Origin of the sequence: Anaerofustis sp. (assembly GCF_019420015.1) — a bacterium.
Taxonomy (GTDB): domain Bacteria; phylum Bacillota; class Clostridia; order Eubacteriales; family Anaerofustaceae; genus Anaerofustis.
In genome coordinates, this window is sequence record NZ_JAHZIA010000001.1 from 91,096 (window position 1) to 115,701 (window position 24,606).

Annotated in this window: 23 protein-coding genes and 1 pseudogene; 1 reads left to right on the forward strand and 23 read right to left on the reverse strand. The window is 37.7% G+C overall.

Annotated features, from left to right (window positions below; all coding sequences use genetic code 11):
• The 3 genes and pseudogenes from QZ357_RS00510 to aroF form a co-directional block, all read right to left on the reverse strand.
• Window positions 1-636 (reverse strand): annotated as a pseudogene (locus QZ357_RS00510) (3-phosphoshikimate 1-carboxyvinyltransferase); the annotation flags it as partial.
• The gene (gene aroB, locus QZ357_RS00515) at window positions 637-1,698 is read right to left on the reverse strand and encodes a 3-dehydroquinate synthase (protein ID WP_290770656.1); all 1,062 of its coding nucleotides are present in this window, start codon (window positions 1,696-1,698) and stop codon (window positions 637-639) included.
• A 9-nt stretch (window positions 1,699-1,707) separates the two neighbouring features.
• Window positions 1,708-2,721, reverse strand: coding sequence for a 3-deoxy-7-phosphoheptulonate synthase (gene aroF, locus QZ357_RS00520; RefSeq protein ID WP_290770657.1), 1,014 nt, complete (start codon window positions 2,719-2,721; stop codon window positions 1,708-1,710).
• Between the two features lie 449 nt (window positions 2,722-3,170).
• Here aroF and QZ357_RS00525 point away from each other — a divergent pair, with 449 nt between their 5' ends.
• Entirely contained in the window at window positions 3,171-3,380 is a 210-nt protein-coding gene (locus QZ357_RS00525) for a cation transporter (RefSeq protein WP_290770659.1), read from the forward strand.
• Between the two features lie 194 nt (window positions 3,381-3,574).
• On the opposite strand, the gene QZ357_RS00530 is transcribed toward QZ357_RS00525, so the two are convergent.
• The 20 genes from QZ357_RS00530 to QZ357_RS00625 form a co-directional block, all read right to left on the reverse strand.
• A complete protein-coding gene (locus QZ357_RS00530) occupies window positions 3,575-4,663 on the reverse strand; it encodes a restriction endonuclease subunit S (protein ID WP_290770662.1) in 1,089 nt (362 codons plus the stop codon).
• 20 nt (window positions 4,664-4,683) lie between these two features.
• Window positions 4,684-5,604: an N-6 DNA methylase gene (locus QZ357_RS00535; protein ID WP_290770681.1), complete on the reverse strand. Its 921-nt coding sequence runs from the start codon at window positions 5,602-5,604 to the stop codon at window positions 4,684-4,686.
• A 77-nt stretch (window positions 5,605-5,681) separates the two neighbouring features.
• On the reverse strand, window positions 5,682-5,879 hold the full coding sequence (locus QZ357_RS00540; protein WP_009269293.1) for a hypothetical protein: 198 nt from the start codon (window positions 5,877-5,879) through the stop codon (window positions 5,682-5,684).
• A complete protein-coding gene (locus QZ357_RS00545; RefSeq protein ID WP_009269294.1) occupies window positions 5,872-7,002 on the reverse strand; it encodes a hypothetical protein in 1,131 nt (376 codons plus the stop codon). Before QZ357_RS00545 ends, QZ357_RS00540 begins: the two co-directional genes overlap by 8 nt.
• Before the next feature lie 16 nt (window positions 7,003-7,018).
• Entirely contained in the window at window positions 7,019-7,423 is a 405-nt protein-coding gene (locus tag QZ357_RS00550; RefSeq protein WP_006566221.1) for a DUF6508 domain-containing protein, read from the reverse strand.
• 17 nt (window positions 7,424-7,440) lie between these two features.
• Window positions 7,441-9,186, reverse strand: a complete 1,746-nt coding sequence (locus QZ357_RS00555) for a DUF262 domain-containing protein (RefSeq protein WP_006566222.1) — start codon at window positions 9,184-9,186, stop codon at window positions 7,441-7,443.
• A gap of 3 nt (window positions 9,187-9,189) precedes the next feature.
• A complete protein-coding gene (locus QZ357_RS00560) occupies window positions 9,190-9,405 on the reverse strand; it encodes a helix-turn-helix transcriptional regulator (RefSeq protein WP_006566223.1) in 216 nt (71 codons plus the stop codon).
• Between the two features lie 17 nt (window positions 9,406-9,422).
• Window positions 9,423-9,563, reverse strand: coding sequence for a hypothetical protein (locus tag QZ357_RS00565; protein ID WP_290770670.1), 141 nt, complete (start codon window positions 9,561-9,563; stop codon window positions 9,423-9,425).
• Window positions 9,556-11,139, reverse strand: coding sequence for a recombinase family protein (locus QZ357_RS00570; protein WP_006566224.1), 1,584 nt, complete (start codon window positions 11,137-11,139; stop codon window positions 9,556-9,558). Before QZ357_RS00570 ends, QZ357_RS00565 begins: the two co-directional genes overlap by 8 nt.
• Window positions 11,121-12,914, reverse strand: a complete 1,794-nt coding sequence (locus QZ357_RS00575; protein WP_006566225.1) for a recombinase family protein — start codon at window positions 12,912-12,914, stop codon at window positions 11,121-11,123. The genes QZ357_RS00570 and QZ357_RS00575 overlap by 19 nt, the downstream gene beginning before the upstream one ends.
• Before the next feature lie 44 nt (window positions 12,915-12,958).
• Window positions 12,959-13,204 carry an SHOCT domain-containing protein gene (locus QZ357_RS00580; protein ID WP_290770683.1) on the reverse strand — a complete coding sequence of 82 codons (246 nt, stop codon included), beginning with the start codon at window positions 13,202-13,204 and terminating at the stop codon, window positions 12,959-12,961.
• 87 nt (window positions 13,205-13,291) lie between these two features.
• Window positions 13,292-13,492, reverse strand: coding sequence for a hypothetical protein (locus QZ357_RS00585; RefSeq protein WP_290770671.1), 201 nt, complete (start codon window positions 13,490-13,492; stop codon window positions 13,292-13,294).
• 186 nt (window positions 13,493-13,678) lie between these two features.
• On the reverse strand, window positions 13,679-14,542 hold the full coding sequence (locus tag QZ357_RS00590) for an N-acetylmuramoyl-L-alanine amidase (protein WP_009269295.1): 864 nt from the start codon (window positions 14,540-14,542) through the stop codon (window positions 13,679-13,681).
• Window position 14,543: 1 nt separating this feature from the next.
• On the reverse strand, window positions 14,544-14,957 hold the full coding sequence (locus QZ357_RS00595; protein WP_009269296.1) for a holin family protein: 414 nt from the start codon (window positions 14,955-14,957) through the stop codon (window positions 14,544-14,546).
• Window positions 14,958-15,039: 82 nt separating this feature from the next.
• On the reverse strand, window positions 15,040-16,929 hold the full coding sequence (locus QZ357_RS00600; RefSeq protein ID WP_039946348.1) for a DUF859 family phage minor structural protein: 1,890 nt from the start codon (window positions 16,927-16,929) through the stop codon (window positions 15,040-15,042).
• A gap of 14 nt (window positions 16,930-16,943) precedes the next feature.
• Window positions 16,944-17,411 (reverse strand): hypothetical protein, encoded by a 468-nt coding sequence (locus QZ357_RS00605; protein ID WP_290770672.1) that lies wholly within the window; start codon window positions 17,409-17,411, stop codon window positions 16,944-16,946.
• A gap of 105 nt (window positions 17,412-17,516) precedes the next feature.
• Window positions 17,517-18,992: a hypothetical protein gene (locus QZ357_RS00610; RefSeq protein WP_290770674.1), complete on the reverse strand. Its 1,476-nt coding sequence runs from the start codon at window positions 18,990-18,992 to the stop codon at window positions 17,517-17,519.
• Between the two features lie 353 nt (window positions 18,993-19,345).
• Window positions 19,346-20,509: a phage tail protein gene (locus QZ357_RS00615; protein WP_290770676.1), complete on the reverse strand. Its 1,164-nt coding sequence runs from the start codon at window positions 20,507-20,509 to the stop codon at window positions 19,346-19,348.
• A 290-nt stretch (window positions 20,510-20,799) separates the two neighbouring features.
• Window positions 20,800-21,450 (reverse strand): hypothetical protein, encoded by a 651-nt coding sequence (locus QZ357_RS00620; RefSeq protein ID WP_290770678.1) that lies wholly within the window; start codon window positions 21,448-21,450, stop codon window positions 20,800-20,802.
• Window positions 21,447-24,606 (reverse strand): phage tail tape measure protein (locus tag QZ357_RS00625; protein WP_366934100.1); only part of this gene is annotated, 3,160 nt, incomplete at its 5' end. The genes QZ357_RS00620 and QZ357_RS00625, both read right to left, overlap by 4 nt.

Below are 24,606 nucleotides of genomic sequence, written 5' to 3' on the forward strand. Positions count from 1 at the left end.
TTTATTTTCGATTTTTATACCAAACTTATCAAGCATTGAAAGAGTTAAATCCAAATAGCTTTTCGATTCAAGTTTTGAAGTTATTATGATTTTACTATCGTCATTTAAAAGAGGAAGAGCGAAAAGAAGCCCCGTGATAAACTGAGAACTTATATCTCCCCTAACCTTAAATACATCCGGTTTTAGTTTTCCTTTTATCGATAAATTTAAAATATCTTTCGCATAAGAATATTCTATTCCTTGTTTATCAAATATATTATAAAAAACATCAAGAGGTCTTTTCCCGAGGTTTCCTTTACCTATAAAAGTCTTTTTTACATCAAAAAGCATTGTTATGGGAACAAAAAATCTTAAAGTAGACCCTGACTCGTTACAATCAATTACAAAATCATCCTTAACAGGGTTTTTAAATATTCCGCAAATTTCAACTCTACGGTCTTTTATGGAAATATCCGCACCCATATTTTTTACGGCATTTATTGTTGCCCTTATATCATCTGACAAATCTATATTGTCTATTACGGATTTCCCATTTGAAAGTGCCGCACATATTATTGCTCTGTGAGCCATGCTTTTTGATGGAGGGATCATAACTTCTCCCGACAATTTGGTTGGTTTTATTAAAATATTATCCATTTATTTTTCCTTAAAAAATTCTGTATTGGTTTTATAAATATAACACTTTCCTATATCTTTTAAAAGTATTAGATTCAATACACTTCCCTCGTTCTTTTTGTCTGCCGAAACGTGAGAAAGTATATCATCATTTGATATTGCGTCTATATCGTATTCCATGTGAAATTTTAAAAGAATTTCTTTTATCTTTTCACTTATACCCTTTGGAGTAAGTCCTTTTTTTTCGGCATAAGACGTTATCTCATACATACCTATAGCAACGGCTTCTCCGTGAGTATACTTTTTATAATTATAATATGCTTCTATACCATGGGCAAGAGTATGACCAAAATTTAACTTCATTCTCTCTCCTGTGTCTTTCTCGTCTTCTTCAACAATCATTCTCTTATGATTACAACAGGTATAAACAATGTCCTCTATATTATCAAAAATATCATAAATACCATCCAAAGAATAAAGGAAATCGAAAAAATCTTTATCAAATATAAGACCGTATTTGATAACTTCTGCCAAACCGTCTCTTACAGTTCTCTCATCAAGAGACCTCAAAACATCAGTATCTATCAAAACAAGCTTAGGCTGGTAAAAACTACCTACAAGATTTTTCCCTCTCTTTAAATCTATTGCAACTTTTCCTCCCACAGAACTGTCTACCTGTGCAAGAAGAGTAGTCGGGATTTGTATGAAATCAACTCCTCTTAAGAAAGTAGAGGCTACAAAACCGCCCAAATCACCTATAACACCGCCTCCCAAAGTAACAATCATATCTTTTCTGGTTACTTTAAAGTCAATCAACGCATTATATATCTCTTCCAACGAAGAAAGTGATTTACTGCTTTCTCCGTTCTTCATAATTATATAATCAACCGAAAAGCCGGATTCTTTTAAATTTTCAATTACTTTATCAAGATATAATCCCGCTACGATATCGTCGGTAATTATAAATATTTTATTACCCTTATAAACTTTTCTTATCTCTTCAGAGGCTCTGTTTATAAGTCCTTTTTCAATTATTATATCATAAGAATTTTTACCGAGATTAACATGAAGTGTCTTGCTCATTTGTATCTCCTATATTGTTCTGTTTACTATCGGCGCCAATTTTTTCAAATCTTTCATCAAATCATCAAATGCTTCAGGTTTAAGTGATTGCTGTCCGTCACAAAGCGCATTCAAAGGATCATTGTGAACTTCTATTATAAGTCCGTCTGCTCCTGCCACTACAGCGGCTTTTGCCAATGATTCTACCATCCACCATTTCCCGGTTGCATGTGAAGGATCAATAATTATTGGTAAATGACTTAATTTCTTAATTGCAGGAATAGCACTTAAATCAAGGGTATTTCTTGTGTAATTTTCAAATGTTCTTATTCCTCTTTCACAAAGAATTACATTTTCATTACCTCCTGCCATGATGTATTCGGCAGACATCAAAAGTTCTTCTATTGTGGCACTTAGACCTCTTTTTAACAAAATAGGTTTTCTTATTTTACCGAGTTCTTTTAATAAATCGAAATTCTGCATATTTCTTGCCCCGATTTGAATTACATCAACATCTTCGACAAATTTTTCCAAGTCATTTGTAGACATAAGTTCAGTAACTATCGGAAGCCCGGTTTCTTTTCTTGCTTCTTTTAAAAGTTCAAGTCCATCGTATCCAAGACCTTGGAAAGCGTAAGGAGAAGTTCTTGGCTTAAATGCACCACCTCTGAGGAAGTTTGCACCTGAAGCTTTTACATCTCTCGCAACTTCGGTAATCTGTTCTCTCGTTTCAACCGAACAAGGTCCGGCAATTATTGCCAGTTTTTCACCGCCAATCACACTATCGCCGATTTTTATCTGACTGTCGTTTGGATGAAACATTCTGTTTGCTTTTTTGTATGGCTCTTCAACATGAAGAACTCTTCTTACCACACTGTTTGCTTCCAAAGTTTTTGCATCCAATACTGATGTGTCGCCTACCAGACCGAGAACCGTAAGATCTTGACCTTCGATAGGTTGAATTTTTAAATTTCTGCTTTCAATCTGTGCCACCAATTTGGCAACTTCAAGCTTGTCTGAATTAGGTTGTAATACTACTATCATTTTATTTTCTCCTTAATATTTAATATTCGTAAAATAAAAAAGGGAACTCCTTTTAATGAGTTCCCTAATATTTTTTACATAAATTTTTAATACATAAAAGTTGATACTCACTAAAAGGCTAAACTGTACATGAAAAAGAACCTGCAAAAAAATAATAGTTTGCAAAGCTAAAAAAGTTATAAAATTTAAAGCTGTTAAGTTCTTTTAAACCTTTCATTTTTTCTTCTCCTGTGTATTCTTGTTTGATATAATACACCCCGAAAGATTAAATGTCAAGAAAATTTAGTAAATTTATAAAGTTTTTTTCAAATATTTTCACTCCTCTGTTATTTTATTCTTTTTTGATATATAATATTATCAGTGATATTTAAAGATAATAAATATAAATTATAAAAGAAAATACATAGTTTAAAATAAACTTTGTTATAAAAAATAAAAAGGAGTAAAAAATGACTAAAGTAATATTAAATGTAAACGGAATGTCTTGTTCTCACTGCGAAAACAGAGTTGTTAACGCATTAAAAGAAAATCAATCAGTAAAAAAGGCAAAAGCAAGCGCCAAAAAGAGTATCGTTGAAGTAAAATTTGACGAAAATAAAACAAATATAGAAGAGCTTTCAAAAATCATAACAGACCAGGGATATGAAGTTGTTTCATAATAAAATAAAAAGAGGGATCTCCCCTCTTTTTTATTTTAAGAATGTTTTACTTAATTTATTTTTGATGTATTATCTATAAGTTTTATTCAATCTATATTTATTCAATACTAGTGATTGATATGTCTGCAACATCAGCATCTAATAATTAATTACTATATAATTTATTTTCTAAAAGTACACTTATACCCCTATATTCATTTACTTGTATTTACAAATATAATATCTTTTGTTTCCTGAGTTTTTCTGTCAGTATATAATACAACATCTTTTATAACCATTTTTTGAATCGCTGTAATTAAGTTTTTCATTTTCTCATAGTCGGGTTCGTCATTTAATCGAGGTAATAACATTTTAAAATTCAAACTTTGAGAACTCCTTAATTTTTTACCATAAGAAAATTTATTATGAACAGCTTTAGCCATTGCGGTAGTAAAAAATAGCATTATTTCTTTAATATATTCTTCGTTGCTCCAATAAACACCCGTATCATCGCCTGCGCCATAGTCATAATTTCTATAGAAAGTATTACCAAAAATATCTATTGTTATAGAATTTTTAGGAAACTGCGCAACAGGATTTGAAATATGACCAACAACTCCATTATTAGTTGTCCCAGACATCACAAATGGTATTGTTCCCGGAATTTGATCGTTTTTCTTTAATCTTCTTCCTTGTTTAATATTTTCAAAAATATCTTTAAATTCGAATTCAAAAAAGTCAATGTTTCCACTTCTAAATTGTTCTATAACTTGTTTTTCATCATTTGATAATTCATAATCATCTAAACCACTAGCAATTAAATACGCTTCCAGTTCAGCAACACGCTGAGCTTTTAGTTCAGAGACAAAAGACTCCATGAAATTAAAATCTATTTGATTATTTTTTGTTGGTAACTTAATAGTCATATCTTTTATCCTTGACCAAGAACACATATTTTCATAGCCAAAATAATTTTTCAAATATTGTAAGGAAATCGACAAAAACATACATTGATTTTCGCTAATATCAATATTAGGTTTTAGGAAAAACACCCTAGCATGAGTCACCATTTTATAATCATAATTACGATAAAATGCACAACCAAACATATCGATAGTAATAGTACCTTTATTGAATATTTTAGCCTTTACATCTGTTTTACCTAAAACTCCATTATTAGTTAATCCAGAAGTAATTACATATTCCCCTTTGTTGTTTATATGATTTTTTTGAATATCAAAATCCCCATTTGAGCTTTCAAATAAGTTGCCAATTCTATATTCGCCCCACTCAACATTCGCCAACTTTTCATTGAGTGAGGCATCTATTTTTTTGAGTATTCTTCCTCCTTAGTATCATTTTTAAGTAGATTTGATACTTCCCAAGCCAAATAATCACTTACGGTCTTTTTAAAATCTTCCAATGTTGGTTTTGTATCAATCACTTTATGTTGATCAAAATTCCAATCGTCCCCATTATCAGATATAAAATCTTCTATGTAAATTTCATCTAAATCCCATAAACCTTCATTTATTTTAGCAGATTTACCTGCCTTATATATTTTAATAATATCTTGGTACCTCTCCGTTGGGCTGTCAACTTCATATAAACCTCTTTTTGTTCTTTTATAACCATCATTTCTAAAATCAATAAATTTAACGGTTTTTTCAAAATCGTGTGGGATTCCCGCTTCTAAAATATATATACTTGTTTGAACACCTGCCATTGGTATAAATAAATCAACCGGCATTTTAATACTTGCAAGCAATGTATGCTTTTTCAAGATATCTTTAATGCTTTTTGTGGCTTTACCGCTGCCGGCGCTATCTTGAATGATAATTGCACCTAATCCGCCCTTTTCCATTTTATCGAGTCCAAATGCAATAAAAGGCATACCATTTTCTTCAAAAGAAAATGGAGGATTTAACAAAATTCTATCCGCTTTAAAATTAATGTAAAGTTCTTCAGGGGTTTTGAATGTATTTCCCTTTTGAATATTGCTTGAACCATCTCCTCTAAGAATCATATTAGTTGCAGCTAAAGTATACATTTCCGCATTCAATTCAACCCCTAATAATCGTTTTTTCTTAATTTCTTCAATCTTTTCTTTTGCTCTAGTAGTATCTTTTCCATACTTACTTTCAGCACATGCTATCATTAACTCCATGCTGCTAATAAGAAAACCTGCGCTTCCTGTTGCTAAATCTATTGCCCTTACAAAATTGATACAATCGAACCATTGCACCAATGAACGGTATGCATAGGGTGCATTATTGAACGATTAACTTGTGCGACCATACAAGAGGCCTCCTTTTCCAAAAATTATTTTTTAATAATTTTCAAAGCTGCTTTGGCCATTTTAGGACCAAACTTTTTGATGGCAAATCCTAAACCAGCTAGCCCAACTGCAGCAGCTCCCGTATTTGCAGCTTTTTGGTGCTTAGGGCACAAACCAGTTACGTTATTTTTATCAGTGATTGTTCTACCACATACTTTACATTTTTTTAGATTCTCACTCATTATTTCCATCCTCCACGGATACTACATATATCTCTTGATTGTTATAATCCTTCGTTTCAAGTTCCAATTGCTTCATGCTTGATTCTATTGCTGGTTTCATCTCTTTAGAAAACTTATACCAACAATCAACATTCTCATTGTTATACGGAAAATAGTCCTGCATTAGAGTTGCTGCAGATAATCCCTTTCTGGTTATTGGTTTTTCTATAAAATCAAGCATTGTATGGTTGAATTGCTGTAAAATAGTTTTGGCTGTTTTGCTTTCCCCCAAATACTCTAATATTTGCATCCTCACTCCTACATATTTGGTTGCAATCTGTAAGTCATCAGAAATATAACTCATATATGTATTAATTTGTTTTCCAAATCCTAAGAATGGTATATTAACTCTTTTAGCAAAGCTTTTTGATGTTGTTTCAATATCACGATAAACAGAATTCAAAGCTGAACGAATTTTGCCATCAGCCTCTTTAAGCATTTGTACTCTTTCAGTTTCAGACTCTTTAGTAGCTGCCTCAAGGACAAGAGATCGAGCATCTAAAAATGGAACAATAATATCTCTGTCACGATCTCTTTCAATTTGATATGTCTGAAATTCTTCGATATCTGACAACTTGGCATAAATCTGCCTCATCTGTAGCTGATTACCTATACTGCGCATAGTTTCGATATTAGCAGGACTATTAAGGGCCTTTTTTAGTGTAATATCTTTTACTCGAACTCCATTCTCGTCAAGTATTACTGCTCTCATGTTTCCATCTACTTGCTTTGATTCACCAACAGAGTATACTCCTTTTTTCAATTTACTTCGTACATCTGAAGGCAAGCTCTCGAAATCCGGCAACAATGTAACATTTCCGTTTATAATAATATCTGCTTTATTTATTGCCTCGCCTATTAAATTTAAATCTGAAAAGGGTAAATCCGTTATTACTTGTAGTCCATCTGACTCACGAATAGCAAGGGACATTTTTTGAACATATCCATCAAAGAAATTACTCATCTCTGATATGTTTCTACCATAAATATCTGCGTCAGTTTTAAATATTACAAGCGGCTTTCTTTCAGCTATAATCTTATGTGGAATATTTTCCAATTCATCTTTTTTATCATTTTCATTCATAGAATATTTCTCCACATTAATTAAGTTCATTTAGTCTTTTGAGCCATTTTGCAATAGTTCCGTCTTTAAAAAGAGATAATAAAGCACCGTCACAAAATCTCTCTGCTCTTACAGCTCCTACAAGTAATGCCATTACACATTTTCCATCCAAATCATCTACTAATGCATCAGTCATAGATTTTGATTCCCATTTGATTCCATTCTCATTAAGAATATCTGAATAATGATTCAATTTCATTTCTGGATGCTTATCAATAAATGAATAAAGATCGTCAATAAACTGATGCACCATTTTTGAGTAATTCACATATGGCATTTGGATAGGATGCTCAGATGTTCCATCATTTTCTTTATCAATTACCCAGTCACCTATACCATCACTTGATAACAACGGTAAGTACTTTATTAAACTCTCATACACAATTTATCACCCTTTCATTAAAGCAATTCTGTTTCCAATTGTTTCCTCAATAATTTTTTTCTCTCTTCCATAAACTTAATGAAGTTTCCGTAAGTATAATCCATCTCCGGCAGATAATTTATTTTTCTATATTGGATTTTATCTGTATCAGTTAGGTAATTGGATTCAAACCAGTCAGAAAAATCTTTATCTTGTTTTTCTATATTCGGAATGGCTGCAAGCATCTGAAGATTACTTAAATCATTTACTTGATTTATATATTCATCAATTTGATTAGTTGGCACATCTCTTTTCCCTAGAGCTGTTCTTGTAAATTTACTCTTTGGATATATATGATCAATATGAAACTTATTATTGTAATCCAAAGAAGGATATAACATCATCAAAACCATCAAGGTATCTGCTCTTCCATATTGAAGTTCTAACAAGTTTTCAATATCATCATCCGTAAATACAATAGTTTTACTTGTTCCCCTCAGCTTGTTAATAATCTCATCCAGTGGGAATTCTTTGTTTCCATTTGATTTTATAATTTCACGCAAAGGTCTAAGAACATTATCTGGTTGACCACTGAAGGTTCGTTTTATTAAGGACATTGTGAGCCATTTCTTTATTTTCTTTCTATTGCTTACAGTTGTTGATGAAACCTCAAAATTATTTGGATTACCTATCGTCATAAGGTAGTATGCAATTGGAATAACCGCATTATTGGATTTCAAACTATCTCTTGAAAATCCAAAACTTGATACAAGCAGAAATGCTTGAGTGATTGATGTCTTAATTGTATGCCAATTCTGCTCTATCATGAGCATGTTCTGCTTGTTAAAGTTGTCTACCTTGAATGCAATATTACTGAATCCGGTAAGAACTAACGCTGCTTTCAAAATAAAATCCTTATTTACATTGAACCCTGAACCAATAGCGTTAATATAATCAACAAACTCTGTAATTTCTTTTCTGGCATCTAAAGTTTCCCACTGTGCAGTAGCAATGGATAACAAAAGATCAGAATAACTAAGCACTGTGCCACCACTATTTACTCGTATAAAAATTTGGAGTACTTTATCCAACTCATTAGATCTAACCTTATAATAGCTGATACTTGGTTGTGTATGTATTACCTTAAATAGCTGCGACAATGTGGCATTTGCAAAAACACTCTGTTCCTTTGTATAAATACCTGAAAATGCAATATTTTGCATAAGGAAATCCATGACATCACCTAATTCGGTCATATTTAGAATATCTCCTACTTCAAACCAATAGTGACTATTGTCATTCTCCACTTCTTCTGCTGTAAGAAATGAAAATTCATATTTATCTGTTTCACTGTCTGCAGGTTCCACTATATTTAAATACAGTTTTCTTTCCGGAAATGCAGATTCATTTTTCCATTGTTTGAATGGCATTTTATATGCATATGTGCCTTTTAATCCAATAAATATAGATGTCAGCCTCTGTTGTCCATCTAAAACCGCCATCACATTATCGTTTCCTGTAAGATTCACTTTTGGATTATGTCTAGCATTTTTTTCATGATAATTTTGTAAAAAAGAGTAAAATTCATAAAGAGTATTCTGTTCTCTATCAAGTTCCCAAAACAAGAATGCACCAAACGGATAATCTTGCATTACACTATCAAAAAGTCTCTCTATCTGTGAAGTATTCCATACAAATTCTCTTTGAATCGATGGGAGTACATACTTATTAGCTGATATATCCCTTACAACCTCTGCTATAGTTAATGGTGACTCATAAGCCATTATTTATTCCTCCTTTTTCCTCACATAAGTAAGCTCAACATCATATCCAAGTTCTTCCATCATACGAATGAATGTCTTGTTAACAACACCATCATTCTTTTTGATAATTCGATTAACATATGGACTTGATGTATCGGATTTCTCTGCAAGCTGAGCCTGTGTAATTCCGTTTTCTATACATTTAACTTTTACATCTACTTCTATATTGTTCTTTAGCATATTCACTCTCCTCGTGCTTATGAATTTATTGCACAAATAAGATAATTTATTCTAACATATAATGCGTAATTTTTCAATTGCTGAAATGTTACATTTCCGTAAACAGAAAAAGCACCCAGACCAACAGGTCTGAGTGCAACTCTACTGTATTTATTCAACTTTAATTTCTGTCCCGTCCTTGAAAACTACTGTTACTTCTTCCTTGCTTTTTACGACAATCTTTTCCACAAGGCTGCTCCAAAGTGCCTCGTCAAATTCGGTTATCAGTTCCGATTGTCCGTTGAGAACTGTGATGAATCTACCCATCTGCTCGTACTTAGCATCTTTTTCAGATATTGTAGTACAGACAGTATCGTATTCTTCTTTTAGCTTATTGTATCGCTCTACCAAGGAATTATACTTTTTGTTGTACTCGTCCTGGTTCTGAGCCACTCTCGCATTCTCCGCTACAATATTCTGCGTCATTTCCACCGCAATAGCTATCTCTTCTTCCAAGGATTCTTTCTTTTTAACAAGGTCTGCCTTGTCACAAAGTGTAGTTCGTATCAGTTGAAGATTATCAAGGATTTCTGCTTTTTCTGTAATAAGCTGATTCATCGCCTTTACAAAATATTCTTTGATTTCAAACTCCGTCAAATGTGGAGTTGAGCATCCGGTCTTGTGCCTGAACTTGTTATTGCACTGATAAATAATTCTCCTGTATTTATCGTTAGAATGCCAAACCTTGCTGCCATACCAACCACCACACTCAGCACACTGCACCTTGGAAGAAAAGATTGACACTCCGCTGTACCTTGTACTTCCTTTGCCTCTTCGCTGAATTTCAGCTTGTACTAAGTCGAATAATTCCGGTTCAATAATTGCCGGATGATTGTTTTCTACATAATACTGTGGGACTTCACCCTCATTGGTTTTAGTCTTTTTCGTAAGAAAGTCCACTGTGTACGACTTCTGCAAAAGTGCATCACCCTTATACTTTTCGTTAGTTAGAATACTGCGAACTGTTGACTGGCTCCAGTTATCTTTACTTGCAGGAGTTTTCAATCCTCTCTTTGTCAATTCATTTGCTATGGAATGCATTGTAAGTCCATCTAAGAATAGCTTATAAATCAGTTTTACCGTTTGTGCCTGTTCCTCATTGATTACAAGACTGCCATCTGGGGCTTTATCATAGCCGAGAAATCTGCTGTAGGCAAAGCTGACTTTTCCATCTGCAAAACGCTTTCTGTGTCCCCATGTGACATTCTCCGAAATGGATCTACTTTCTTCCTGTGCAAGAGAACTCATAATGGTAAGTAGTAGTTCTCCCTTGCTGTCAAACGTCCATATGTTCTCTTTTTCAAAGTAGCATTCAATATTGTGTTCTTTTAGTTTTCTGATGGTAGAAAGGGAATCAACAGTATTTCTTGCAAATCGGCTGACTGACTTTGTAATAATAAGGTCAATCTTTCCGGCAAGCGCATCAGCAATCATAGTATTGAAGCCATCTCTATGCTTCGTATTTGTTGCACTGATTCCTTCATCAGAATATAGTCCAGCAAATTCCCAATCATCTCTGCCTTTTATATAATTTGTATAATAGTCTACCTGTGCAACATAACTTGTAGTTTGATCCTCATGGTCTGTACTTACACGGGCATATCCTGCAACCTTTCGTTTTTTCTTACTGTCCACAGGCTTGGCAGTAAATTTATTGATGGTTGCAGGTATTTGCGTTACTTTTCTTTTCGCCAATTTCTGCCACGCTCCTTCCTCATATTTTTCATACGCTGACTCATCTCGGCCTTACGCTCCGGTGTCCATTTTTCTTTCATAATCTGTCGCATATGTTCTTTTTGTTCTTCTGAGCAATGCCTGCCGCCACGCTTCGGTGGTTCAAAGGTCATCGGTGTTACTATTCCATCTTTTCCAACAACTTCTAGCTGATAGCCGTCAATGTTTATTTGCTCTACTTTTTCTGCAAAAACCTTCTCGTCCCATTCTGCCATTCCGAGAACTTCTGCAAGCTGAGATTTCAAAAAATCTTCTCTTAGTCCTTGTGCCTTACAAGCGGTTCTTTCAGCACATCGCCAATAATAAAATTTGCCATCTTCCGATGAAGTTGATGGCTGAGTGCATCGCCTATAATTGCAGCCACAATGCTTGCATTTTAATTTACTTGTAAATACCGATGCACCTTTTGGATTTGTATTCTTCTTTCTTCTTTGCTTAGACACCTTATCTCGATATTCTTTAGTCCAACAATCTTGATGACCCGTATTCTCGCAAGGCCTAGTAACAATAGTTCCATCTTGCAAATGAATCTCCAGAGTATACCTCTTTGGAACATTGATAAAGTCTACCTTATCAAGGAAAACTTCATCATCAAATTCATCAATATCTAGAACCTCGGCAAGAACCTTTTTCATATTATCCTGGTTAATACTTGCTCCTACTTCGCAGTGTCCGCCTTTTTTCTTTCTTGAACCACATACCCAAAACTCTAATCTTTTTCCGTTTGGAGTTCGTGGCTTTCTGGTGTTATGCATATAGCTGACACCACAGTAAGGGCATTTAATCTTTCCCGTAAAACAAGAAATGTTAAGGCTCTTATTTGCCAACGCTCCCAGCTGTCTGCGTCTTGCCATTTCATCTTGTATATACTGAAATGTCTCAAGGTCAATAATTGCCTCGTGGGTATCTTCCACCCAATACTGTGGCAATTCTCCACGATTTTGCTTACGCTTTTTATTGATGGGGTCTGATATAAATTCCTTCTGAAAAAGCATGTTACCCGTATAAGTAATGTTGGTTAATATCTTCTTGATATTAGAATCTCTCATCACGCAGCCTTGCCTAGTACGAATACCCTCAGCTTCAAGTTCTCTTTCCGTTTCCAGTCTTGATTTTCCATCAAGAAAATTTTGATAAATTCTCTTTACCACCTCTGCTTCTTTCGGAACAATGATTAACTCATCTCCTTGCCATTCATATCCGTAGATGTTGAAGTGTCCACTTGCATTTAGCATACCTTCCTGCATCCTTTTACGAATGCCCCACTTCACATTATCCGATATAGAACGGCTCTCTTCTTGAGCAAAAGAAGCAAGTATGGAAAGCATCAACTCTCCATTACCACTTAAAGAATTGATATTCTCTTTTTCAAATCTGACCTCAATTCCTAAATTTTTTAGATGTCTTACTGTTTCAAGCAAATCCACTGTATTTCTTGCAAATCGCTGTATTGACTTTGTAAGAATAATATCAATTTTTCCTTGCTCAGCATCTGCAATCATTCGTCTGAACTCATCACGCTTGACTGTACTTGTTCCGCTGATACCATTATCGGCATATACTCCAGCAAATTCCCAGTCCGGATTCTTTTGAATGAAATCATTGTAGTAACTTATCTGTGCAGAAAGCGAGTGATTCATTCGCTCTGATTCCATTGAAATTCTAGCGTATGCAGCAACCTTTTTTCTTTTCTTTATAGTTGGTATCGTACTCTCAATCTTGGTAATTGTACGCATGAAATCAACCTCCTTCCTTACACATATATCACTCTAAAGCCCACTTATATCAAGTCAATATCGGCAAATAATGTACCCAAAGTTGGCTGATATTTTTCCTGCATTTTTGTATCAATTATGGTGTACTCTTCCTTAGTTATAAGTCCATCATCAAGCATCTTTTTTGCTATACTCATGGTTATCTGATACAGCTTTTCCTGTTTCATCTGCTCCTTACTCATTGCTTCCACCTCCGAATCTGTCGGTGATGTAGCAAGCATGGGAACAGTACTTTCTATCAACCTTTCCATACACTTGAAACTTCCTATGACAACCTGGGCATACCTTTGTCGTTATATTTTTATGATGAACTTCTTCACGATGAGAGTTCCACCACGTCATACGGCATTTATCTGAGCAGAACTGTTTTTTCTTTCTCTTATCATTCTGTGGCACCGCCTTTCCACAATTCTTGCAATAGACTTTCTCTGATGAGCAATTAGGAATTGTTGCTGGCACAACTGTTTCTGACTTAGCAAGGTTGTTTCTACGGCAGAAAGACTTGATGGTGTTTTCTGAAATATTAAGTTCCTTTGCAATTACTCTATATCCAAGACCTTCTGCCCTCATATTTATAATTTGTGATTTTTTCATATCGTTCATAAGTAGAACCACCTCCTAAGTAACAGGCAAAGAAAATGGCTCAAATTTTAACTTTTCACGCAAAAAAATGCCCGTCAGAGAAATTAATCTCCAACGGGCATAATGATTGCTGAGTTATTCAGTTATCTCAAGAGTTCATTCACTCTCTTCTGCACGGCATCGTAGTTATATCCGGCTTTGGTAAGTCTGTTCTTTCTATCTGCTCCGTTACCCCATTTGCCTTGAATGACCTCTCTTGCAAGCTCGTCTACCGTTTTGGTACTTGAGGCAGAAGTTCCATATACTACTTTTCCATTTGTATCAAATACAGAATATCCAGGATTTGCCTTTGCACATCTCTTTGCATTTTCCAATGACTTAAATGCGCCCTTCTGTGATTTGACATCTGCCCAAGTCTTTCTTACTCGGTACAATCCTGTCGCTGTAGTTCCACCGGAAGATGAACCGCCTAGTTCCGCAGTAACCTTTGCAGCAAGATCACCAAGTCTTGAATAAAGCCAGTCTCCCGGACAGGACTTATTCGCAAACCATCTGTGAACTGTAAGTACCATCTCATCAGATTTTGGCGAATAGTTCAGTGACTTGTTTTTATCTCCAAACCACAAAAGTTTCTTTTTGCCATTTCTTCTGCAGATATCTGTGCAAAGTTTGATAAGAGTTGCATATACCGTGCTGTTCATCGTATATGGATGTTTTGTATCGGATGCACACTCAATCGTGACGGCTCTCTGATCATTGGCATTAGAAGATGAACACCAAGAGCGGTTCTTCTCTTCTACATACATTCCGACTCTGCCATCAGGTCCGATACCATAGTTGCAGCTTGCCTGTCTTGAAGTAGGTGCAAAAATATTTCCTAAAGTTTCTACACTGCACTGACCAACCACACAATGCGGTGTGATTCTATCAATGGAATGTGTTCTCTGTCCGGAATGGTTCGGACTAAGTTTGGTGTAGGACACCATTTTGCTGTTTGTATAAGCCATATTATTTTTCCTCACTTTCTGCTCTGTCATGGAGCTGTTCCAATACTGATTTGATTTTTACCGGGATAGGAAGTCCCAAATGTCCTGCATTTTCAAGAAGGCTCACACCTTCATTGGAAATGTAAAAGAAGATTACTGCTGTTCTAAGGACACTGCCTGTACCAATCACCTGCACATCAAGAATGTTTGCAATCCCGACAAGCAGGAAAATCAGCACCTTTCTGCAGATTCCCTTAAAGCCAACTGCACTTGACAGTTTCTTATCTGAGATGGCACACATCACTCCCGTGATATAGTCCGTGACTGCAAATAAAATGAGAGCGATAAGTAAGCCATCACATCCTCCTAAGAAGTAGCCAAGCCACCCTCCGATTCCGGCAAATACAAACTGAATCATGTTCCAAAATTCCTTCATTAATAATTCCTCCGTTTCTAAAAATTTGTATAGAAAAAGCGACTGCCCCCATTTGAGCAATCGCTTGATCTAGCAATAAATATTAAGCTGTGCGTTTCCACATATAACAGGTGATATATGGCTGTAAGTTGTTATGAGCACTTCCGCTTCCGGCAGACGCTGTTGAACCGGAAATTGTATGAGAGTGAGCCCCCGCACTGGTTGTTGCCTTGTTTGTAATGGCTGTATAACCGGATGTTGCATCAATAATTACTTTATTTCCACTGCTTGCACCCCAAGTTGTCTTTTGATTCTTAAGGTTATGTGTATGTGAACCTGTTTCATTTGTTGCAAGCGTACCTTTTGCATGGGTATGTGATGGCATTTGTGCTGTCGTAAGTATTACGGTTGCTGCACCTCCGGTCTTTTCAACTGTAGCGAAATTTGTATCATTTGCATTGACACCAACAGGCACTCTTCCGGTTCCCCAGGCAGTCCATGTTCCTCCAAAATAAGTGGACGGATTTGTGGAACTGACGCTCATATAAATACTTCCAACTGGATACATCTGTTCCATAATGAATTTTTTAAGCAGCTTTCCATAAACCTTTACATCCCACTTTTCAGATACTTCAAAACAGTTGTCTGTTTCAGACACCTTGCCAACGGCTACGCCTTTTCCTCCGCTTTTGAAGTCCATTACTACAGCGGCCGTTGAAACCACATCAACAACAGATATGGATGAGAAAGCATCGGTAATGGTATATCTGATTTCATATGACGTTTCTGTTGAAATACTGCCTCCGCCAAAGGTAAAGGCAGTACCGCTGCTAAATGAAACATTTGCATTCGTCCATTCTGCAGTGCCGGATTTACGGTATTCTGTTTTTCTTGTCACTGTATTCTTGCTGCTGCATGATGCAAAGCTGTAAGATAGAAGACCTCTGACATATGTTCCATCATCATTTGCAGTTCCATTGCTGGTCGCTCTCTGTGATTGATAGCTTGAAAAACTAGGGGCAGAATAGGCAATTACTGATATCGACACGGTTTTTGCATCAGATACTCTTCCCCTTGAATCAGTGACCGTTGCCGTGAAAGTAATCGTCCCGGACGAATTTAAAAAGCCCGTTGTAAGCGATGAAGCTGTTCCAGAATATCCACCACCACTGATGTTATAAGATTTTACCGTTGAACCATAACTTCCGGCTGCTCCTTCAATTTTTAATGTTGCCCTGGATTTTGTCTGCACATAGATTCCCCATGCTGACGGAACACTTCCATCTACTCTTGTTGCTGACAAATTGTCAATAACAGGCTTTACCGATGCCGGAACTGTCAAAGTATGCGTACAGGTCTTTGACCCAACTTTCGTTGAGCCGCTATAGGTATCGCAAGTGATTGTGCAGGTACCGGATATGGCAGAAGGTATTTGATTTGCTAGCGATATAGGTGGTGTCCACGATACCGATGTTGATGAAGTCTTGCTTGCAATCGTACCTGTTGCACTTCCAAATTTATAGGTCAATGTATGCGTAAAAGAAGATGATGCTCTGCTTATCGTAATTGTTGCAGCACTACCCATATTTACATTAGTCGCTGATGCCGAAGATGCTCTGGGAATTGTATTGAGCGTATGTGTACCGCTTGCAGACACACTGACCGCATAGGAATAAACGCCCGCCTCACAGCTTAAGCTAAAGGATTTTGTACCATCAGCGTTATGGGTAATCGTAGTTGAACCGGATGCGACTACCGTTCCGTTATACAATTTAATACGATTATCCGTTGAAGTCGAATATACCGTTGTACCATTAATAACAGCTTTGAACCCGCCTGCCATAACCCAAGAAGTAGTACTTCCTCCCGAACCTTTTAGTGTCCAGGCAATGGTAGATGTATTCTTTTCTATATTCTGACTGGAAAGCGTCCACGATAATGTAATGGAACGGCCTTCTTTTTGTCCTGTTGTGATACTTCCGCTTGAAGCCATGAATTAATCCTCCTTTATGATGCCGGCCCTCTCCACTTGATTGAAAGGTTTCCGTTAGTTCTTGGTATAAAATCAAACCATCCCCTAGAGTCATTTCCAAGAGACAGCTTATTTCTAATTTCTGCATTCGTAATAACAAGACTCTGATTCGAAATGTAAGCAATCTTCTGTCCGTTCTCCTTAAAGGCAAGTTCATTATTAGAAAGCTCTGCTGTAAATGCATTACCGACTTTTCCAAGTTCAATAAGTGCTCCTTTAAATCTGATGTACTCTTCTAAAAGTTCTTGGTTTGAAGCCACGTTATTTTTAATTTCATCAGTAACAGCAGTGAAGTCCATACGAATCTCACTGCTGTTTTGTGTAATGCTTGTCTGAAAGTCCTGCTGAATTTTCTCCATATCAGATTTTTCTATATAGGTATCCTTTACAGAACTTAATATTTCATTGGATGTTTTGGTAATCTCAGAGTAGCACTCATGCACTTGAACTTTCAGTGTTTCTACATCACCCAAGGCATCCTCATAAGCCGCAACACTCTGAAATGTATGTTGACATGATGTAAGAAGTGCCATTCAGACCACCTCCCATCATTTTGAAACATCGCACTGCAATGTAAGTAAGCTGTCGATATCTTCTGCCGAAAGATAGATGACCTTACCCGTCTTGGAAAAGGTCACTTCTTTACCGTCTTTATCCTGTGCGTACCAGGTGTAAGTAAGGCTCTGCTTTTCTGTCGCATTCACCCACGTTGTTCCGTTATATTTTATCAAGGTTACTGTCTTTGCCGTATGGTCGACCTTATACCAGAACATTCCGCTTGTCGGAGTAGATGGTGCAGTTTCACTGATATTTCCGAGCAATGGATCCACTTCTTTCTGATTGGTACGAACGATAATATACGGTACTAAACCACCAAGATTATTCTTAACTGTATACCCTCCGATAGAGAGCATCTCCGATACATAAGGGTCTGACTTATCTTCCACTGTAATAACATCAACATAATTCTTTCCGCTATAGGTCATCGTGCATCGGTAGGACTGAATATTAACGATGTCTGCTCCGCTGACAGTCAGCGTACCCACTGTTGCTCCGCTGATATTCGTCCATGAACCACCAGAGTATTTTGCCCATTGATATGTGGCACTTGTAATAACAGATGAACCCACATAGGCAGATGTTGCAAGCTGAATAGTTCCAGATTGATTCTGTACGATTGTTCCATTGGGTGCATAAACAGAAAATACAACTGCAGATGCACCATTGCTTCCTGCTTTGGATTTTGTCCATGTAAACACCTTTGTGATGGTTTTACCGGAAATAGTGAATGTAAGTGTAATATCACCTGAAAGTACTGATGCATTTCCAAGGTCGGAGGATGCCGCTACTGATAGTTCTAACTTTCCTGCCGCACTTGCTGTAGATGCTGTATTGGTTTTGACTGTGATGCCTGCAGGAAGTGTTCCCACAGCACAAGTACAAGCCGTCTGTGTAATACCGACATATCCTGTAAAAGGAATGGAAATCGTACTTGCAGCTGCTGTCTTTCCAGCAGAGGTACAGGCAATCGACTGTGTTTCATTTCCAAGAACAACAGATAGACCTCCTGTTCCGGCAGAACCCGGATTACCCTTATCACCTTTAGCACCATCATAGATTTTCGTAATTGTGATAGTATCGAATACATCACTCTCTGAAGTTGTTACTCTAATCTGTGCCACATTGTTTACAAAAATATTATGGGCAGGCTTTACTACCAATGTTCCGCCTGTAATGGAAGTATTATCGGAAGTTGTCGGATAATCCGTCCATGTTCCACTATTGTTTTTATACTGCCATTTGGCAACAGTTACACCTTGCACCTGTGCAGTAAGTGTTGCCTGCGATGCACCAACAAGAGCCTGTGAAGTATCATACTTAAAGACATAAGTGTCACTGCTTACGGTACATAATTTTGCATTTGCCGCATTCTTCACCAAGGTATAGGTAATATCGGCAGTAATGTTTATCGTATTCTTGGTTTCAGAATCATAGTAGCTGATATAGCAGATGTAGGTAATCATGCCGGAGCTTGATGCTGACAGCTTATTCTGATTGACCGTCAATACTCCATTTTTCACTGTTTCACCACTTGTCAATGCTGTTTCAGAAGATACACCATCTTTTCTCTTCCATGAAATCGTTACGCCGCTTGCTGTCGGAGATACATTTGTCTGGTCAAGGAACAGCACAGGTGTCAGTACAAGATTCGTGCTTGCCCAGCTAGGAGCGTAAGTATGCGGCAGTACATTTGGATCTTCACTTTGCGTCTTCGGAAGATTGGATGTAATATATGCCGATAATTTTCTCTGATCCGTAATGTCAACAAAGGTCTGCTGACTGGATGTTAAAATGGTTGCCATTTGAAAATTCCTCCTTAAATTTTTACTTCACAATAAAAGGACGCATTGTCATATACGTCCTCGGTAGTAATCGTTATTTGTTTCATACCGATATGGTTCTTATCCCACTCGGCATCTGCCTCTTCATCGGAAGACTTTCTATGCCAGATAAAGCATTCTGCCGATAAAGTATCCGTTATGTCTTTATCCCAGGAATAGACCTTACACAGCATCGTGCTTTTCTGACCTTTGTTTTTGAAGATGTTTACTCCATTCACAACAAGTTCAGTTCTGTACATCTTATTTGCATTGATGGAATCAATCTCCCCATGAATGCTTTCTATCTGATAGGTCTTGCCAAGGAGGTCATCTTCCAGTGCTGAGATGTTTTTATCCTGCTTTACTGTCTGCGATGTCAATGTAATGCCGCTTGCACCAATCGTTATTGTATTCCCAGCAGGATTTAGATAATCTCTTGTTTTGCTGACAACAAGATATGTTCCGTTTATGCCATGTGGCTTTGAGATGCATTCCACATACATCCTTGCCCGTATATCTCCGATATCCGCACCTGCATCAGATTCATCTACAATGACAAGTTCAATGCTTGTGACTCCCTGAGTCATATCGGAAAGGCGGCTCTTTGCTTTCCTTAGAAGATTTCCGGGAAGTGTTACATCATCCCAGACTTCCGTAACCCATATCCAGCCGATTTCTTTAACGGATAGTTCATCATAGATATAGTTCCTGCCATCATTGACAGAAGTAATATCTACCCGTTCATCTAATTCCGTTTCATTGCCTTCTTCGTCAACAACTGATTTCTTTGCTCCAAGAGGAATCAGTGCAGTCGCTCTTTCCGTATGGTCTTTGGTAATCTTGACATCAATGATGTTCTTGCCAAATTCTACGGTCTGCAGTGACTTTAATTTGAAGTCCTCAAGATAGTCAATGTACTTTCCGTCTTTTTCATATCGCACCTGCAGATAACCTCCATGTGTACCTATCAGCTTATTCTTGATAGCATCCAATGTAACGGTATAATCGGAACTGCTGTAAGAAACATAGTCATTATCATCGGTTACAGTGACATTCCCGATTTTGAACTGTTTCTGCTTTTCCACACTATTATTATGAACGGAAATAAACTGTTCAAATAATCCTCTCAGCGTACCTTTATATGAAAAAGGTGGCTGCAAGGTATCCTTCAGATAAGCAAGTGCTGATTCACAAGTCCAGGTATGAGTGTTATAAAAATCTGAACCATCATCAAGTGCCCTTCCTTCAAATACCACCTCGTCATCCTTTTTGCACTGAATCACAGACGCCATCGGTTTAATGGAATCAATGTACGGATGATTAAATGGGGCAGAGAGTGTAAAGCTGTCGATGTTTTCTGCATCTTCACTGACTACTGCCTGCGTAATAGCAAGTTTTGATAAATTAGGATGATAAAAAATCTGACCGTCCACATATACTTTGAATACACTCATAGGCATCCCTCCCTATAGCGGAATGTGGTATTGCCACTGCTTTCAACCTTGATGCTGTTATTTCCGTGAGTTAGCTGCAGCTCCGGAATCACCCATGTACCGCTGCTCAGTGTCTTATGAAAAGTATCTGTTCCTATCTTCCATGAAAGTGCTGTATCAGCTGTTGTTATCACAGTAGGAACTACAGGCATATAATCACTTACAAGCACCACTGTTCCGCTTCCAGAAAAAACAACCTCCGTCATATCCACATGGTATCTATAGGAATCTGCATCACTGCTTTCCATCACAAGCTGACCTTTTCCGGTAAGCGGATCATAGGAAGATGACAGCTGCAAAGTTCCCACTGCATAAAGATTTGGTTCTTCGCTCGTCCTTACTCTACACAGTCTTCCGGCATAGCGATTACTCATCTTGGCAGTAAGTTCATCAAACTTTACTCTTGTTCCAAGCATAGAGAATGTCAAAGTAAAGGCTCTCGGTTTGAAAGATACCAAGCCAAGAGCCTCGTTAAATCGGATAGGAGAATTGCGTCCTGGTACAGTAACCGTTTCTGCCTGTGACTGCGGTATCGGAAAATCGACCGTTTCTCTTACCCATCCATTCTTAAGCATGGATTCATCATCAATATAAATATCCGGTATCATAGTGCAAGCCTCCTTGTTATCTTCTGCTGTTTTCCAAGTCCGTCATCAATGGCCGGAAGCAAATGTCCTACAAGCGTTCCATCTTCCAGATAAATTCCCTTAGAACTATTGTCTGCAATAATGGCCAGATACTTTTCCATACCGCTCATATTCAGTTTGCTGTCAAGCATTGACTCAAGCTGTTTATAGAATCCGGAAAGCGGAAGTATCGCCTCTGCTCCTGCTTCTCCTCCCATCATAAGAGAAGAACCGTTCATGCCAAACGCAGTCGGTTTTGTCATGATACCGCCTTCCTTATACCAATCAATTGAAAGATGCGGTACGGACGGAGGTGCAATAGAAAGCTTGCCTGTCACTTTGAAATGCGGCAGCTTAATCTTAGGAAGTGACAGTTTCATGCCGGAGAAGAATCCCTTAATGGCATCAACCACACTCTTGACTTTATTTTTTACCGCCTCAATCGGTGTAATAATAGCCGACTTGATTCCATTCCATACAGAGGTGGCAGTACTCTTGATGCTGTTAAACACAGAGGATACCGTACTTTTCACAGCATTAAATACTGTGCTGACCGTATTCTTAATAGCATTAACCGGAGTCGTAACGGCAGTCTTTATCGCATTCCATACTGTAGTCGCTGTGTTTTTGATTGCATTAAATACTGTGGTTACAACTGTTTTGATAGCATTCACCACCGTTGTCACAACCGACTTTATGGCATTCCAAACCGTAGTAAATACTGTCTTGATAGCATTCATCACGGTGCTGACAACGGACGAAACTGCATTGATTACGGTTGTAACCTTTTCTTTGATTGCATCCCAAACAGCAATAACAATTTCCTTACAGTTCTCCCAAATAAATCGGAATGGCAAAGTGATGATGTCAAATGCCGCCTCAAGGATAGATGCAATAAACATAATCCCTGTTTGGACGGTATTCTTGATGCCTTCCCATAGGTTTGTAAAAAAGGTGGAAATACCCGTCCAGATGCCGACAAAGAAATCCTTAATGCCTGTCCATACTTCATTCCACGATGTGCCAAACCATCCAAGCACTACATCTGCAATATTTCTTATTGCATTCATATAGTTGGTAAAGGTATTCTTGATGAAATCCCAAACCGAACCGAAGATGCCTTTGACACCTTCCCATACCTGCGACCAGTTGCCGGTAAAGATACCGATAAATACATCAAGGATTCCAGTGATAACTCCAAGAACACCCTCCAGAATATTGGCAATCTGCGTAAACACGCCTTCAAACACCGGAGCAAGGAAACTGCATAATGCGTTCCAAATGGCAGATACAACTTCCTTGAAGTTCTGGAAATCAAAGCCTAATGCATTGAGTCTGTCTGTGATGCCTTTTGCAAATCCGCTGAAGATTTCTTTGATGCGATTCCAGATAGCAATAATACTGTCACGGAACTCCTCATTCGTTTTCCATAGATGGATAAAAGCTGCAACGACAGGTGCGGAGATGCCGCCAATTGCCGCACCAACCTTTCCCATAACACCGGATAGTCCTCCGGCATTAGAAATAAGGCTTGTTATCTTCAAACCAAACTTACTGAACGCCTGCATGGCCACACCGACTTTTGATATGACCGTTCCAAGAATTACAAGTACCGGTCCCAGTGCAGCTACAAAAAGACCAATCTTTACAATGACCTGCCTTGTACCTTCATCAAGGTTATTCAGCCAATCTACGAAAGACTGAACCTTTGCCACGATATTCTTTATCATCGGCATGAGTGCTTCACCGATAGAAATGGCAAATCCCTCAACTGCCGACTTTAAAATGGTAAGCTGACCTTTTAAGTTATCAAGCTGCGTATCAGCCATTTGCTGTGCCGCTCCGCCACTGTTTTCAATAGCAGTCTGCAAATCCGTCCAGGTATCCCCTGTATTGGCAAGCAGTGCATTTACTGATGAAAGATCGGTCTTATTAAAAATCTTGCTGATGATGTTTGCTTTTTCTTCGGAGGTCATGCCATCCATTGAAGAATTCAAATCTCCAAGAATATCATTCAGACTCCTCATATTTCCTTCGGAATCATAGACAGATACACCTAATTGATTCATGAGTTTCGATGCACCGTCAGTAGGATTTTGAAGTGAAAGAATAACGTTTCTTAAATGCGTACCACCCTCTGCACCTTTAATACCGTTGTTTGCAAGAATACCAAGTGCAGTGTTAAGTTCTGCTGTTCCGCCTTTAACGGATTTTGCTGTAGCACCGATTGTAAGAATACCTTCACCAAGCTGACCAACGGAGGTGTTGGTAGTTGATGCAGTTTTTGCCATCTGGTCAACCATCTTGTCGGCATCTTTCACTTCCATACCAAGAGCAGACATCGCATCCGTTACCATATCCGATGCAGATGCAAGATCAATATTACCTGCTGCCGCTAAGTTAAGAACGATCGGAAGCGTGTCACACATCTGCTGTGTATCATATCCGGCAAGTGCTAAATAATTTAAAGCCTCAGCACACTCACTTGCAGAATATGCTGTTTTTGCACCCATCGTCTTTGCAAGGTCGGACAATGTATCCATTGTATTAACAGACTGACCATTTACCTTGGACATGGAATCTTTGGTAATTCCCATCGTAGCCTGTACCTGGCTCATGGAAGATTCAAAATCAGCGGCAGTCTTTACTGCAGCACCGCCCATCGCAGTTACCGCTGCCGATGCAACAGATACTTTCTTGCCGGCATTCGTAACTCCATTACCGAAAGACTCAACCTTTGAACCGACCTCACCTATTTTTGTAAGAGTCTGATTAGTCTTAGATGCCTGGGATTCCAGTCGTTTGAGTTCTGCCTCAGTTTCTGCAATCTCTCTTTGAAGGGCATCGTACTGTTCCTGTGAAATCTCGCCTTTTTGCAGCTGTTCGTTTGCTTGCTCTGCGGCAGTTTTTAATGTAGCAAGTTTCTCTTTGGTTTCACCAATAGCCTGCGTTAACAGTTTCTGTTTCTGAGCAAGCAGATTTGTATTTGTAGGATCTAGTTTTAGAAGTCTTTCAACATCCTTTAATGCAGACTGCGTATTTTTAATCTGTCCGTTGACTCCCTTAAGGGCAGTCTGCAGCTTGGTAGTATCACCGCCAATTTCGACAGTGATACCTTTGATTCTGTTTGCCATTGGC

Excerpts from the sequence above, each read along its gene's own strand:
- aroB (WP_290770656.1), bottom strand. The coding sequence starts at position 1,698 with ATGAGCAAGACACTTCATGTTAATCTCGGTAAAAATTCTTATGATATA.
- aroF (WP_290770657.1), bottom strand. The coding sequence starts at position 2,721 with ATGATAGTAGTATTACAACCTAATTCAGACAAGCTTGAAGTTGCCAAA.
- QZ357_RS00525 (WP_290770659.1), top strand. The coding sequence starts at position 3,171 with ATGACTAAAGTAATATTAAATGTAAACGGAATGTCTTGTTCTCACTGC.
- QZ357_RS00540 (WP_009269293.1), bottom strand. The coding sequence starts at position 5,879 with ATGAGTGAGAATCTAAAAAAATGTAAAGTATGTGGTAGAACAATCACT.
- QZ357_RS00545 (WP_009269294.1), bottom strand. The coding sequence starts at position 7,002 with ATGAATGAAAATGATAAAAAAGATGAATTGGAAAATATTCCACATAAG.
- QZ357_RS00555 (WP_006566222.1), bottom strand. The coding sequence starts at position 9,186 with ATGGCTTATGAGTCACCATTAACTATAGCAGAGGTTGTAAGGGATATA.
- QZ357_RS00560 (WP_006566223.1), bottom strand. The coding sequence starts at position 9,405 with ATGCTAAAGAACAATATAGAAGTAGATGTAAAAGTTAAATGTATAGAA.
- QZ357_RS00575 (WP_006566225.1), bottom strand. The coding sequence starts at position 12,914 with ATGCGTACAATTACCAAGATTGAGAGTACGATACCAACTATAAAGAAA.
- QZ357_RS00580 (WP_290770683.1), bottom strand. The coding sequence starts at position 13,204 with ATGGAAAGGTTGATAGAAAGTACTGTTCCCATGCTTGCTACATCACCG.
- QZ357_RS00590 (WP_009269295.1), bottom strand. The coding sequence starts at position 14,542 with ATGGCTTATACAAACAGCAAAATGGTGTCCTACACCAAACTTAGTCCG.
- QZ357_RS00595 (WP_009269296.1), bottom strand. The coding sequence starts at position 14,957 with ATGAAGGAATTTTGGAACATGATTCAGTTTGTATTTGCCGGAATCGGA.
- QZ357_RS00600 (WP_039946348.1), bottom strand. The coding sequence starts at position 16,929 with ATGGCTTCAAGCGGAAGTATCACAACAGGACAAAAAGAAGGCCGTTCC.
- QZ357_RS00610 (WP_290770674.1), bottom strand. The coding sequence starts at position 18,992 with ATGATTACCTACATCTGCTATATCAGCTACTATGATTCTGAAACCAAG.
- QZ357_RS00620 (WP_290770678.1), bottom strand. The coding sequence starts at position 21,450 with ATGATACCGGATATTTATATTGATGATGAATCCATGCTTAAGAATGGA.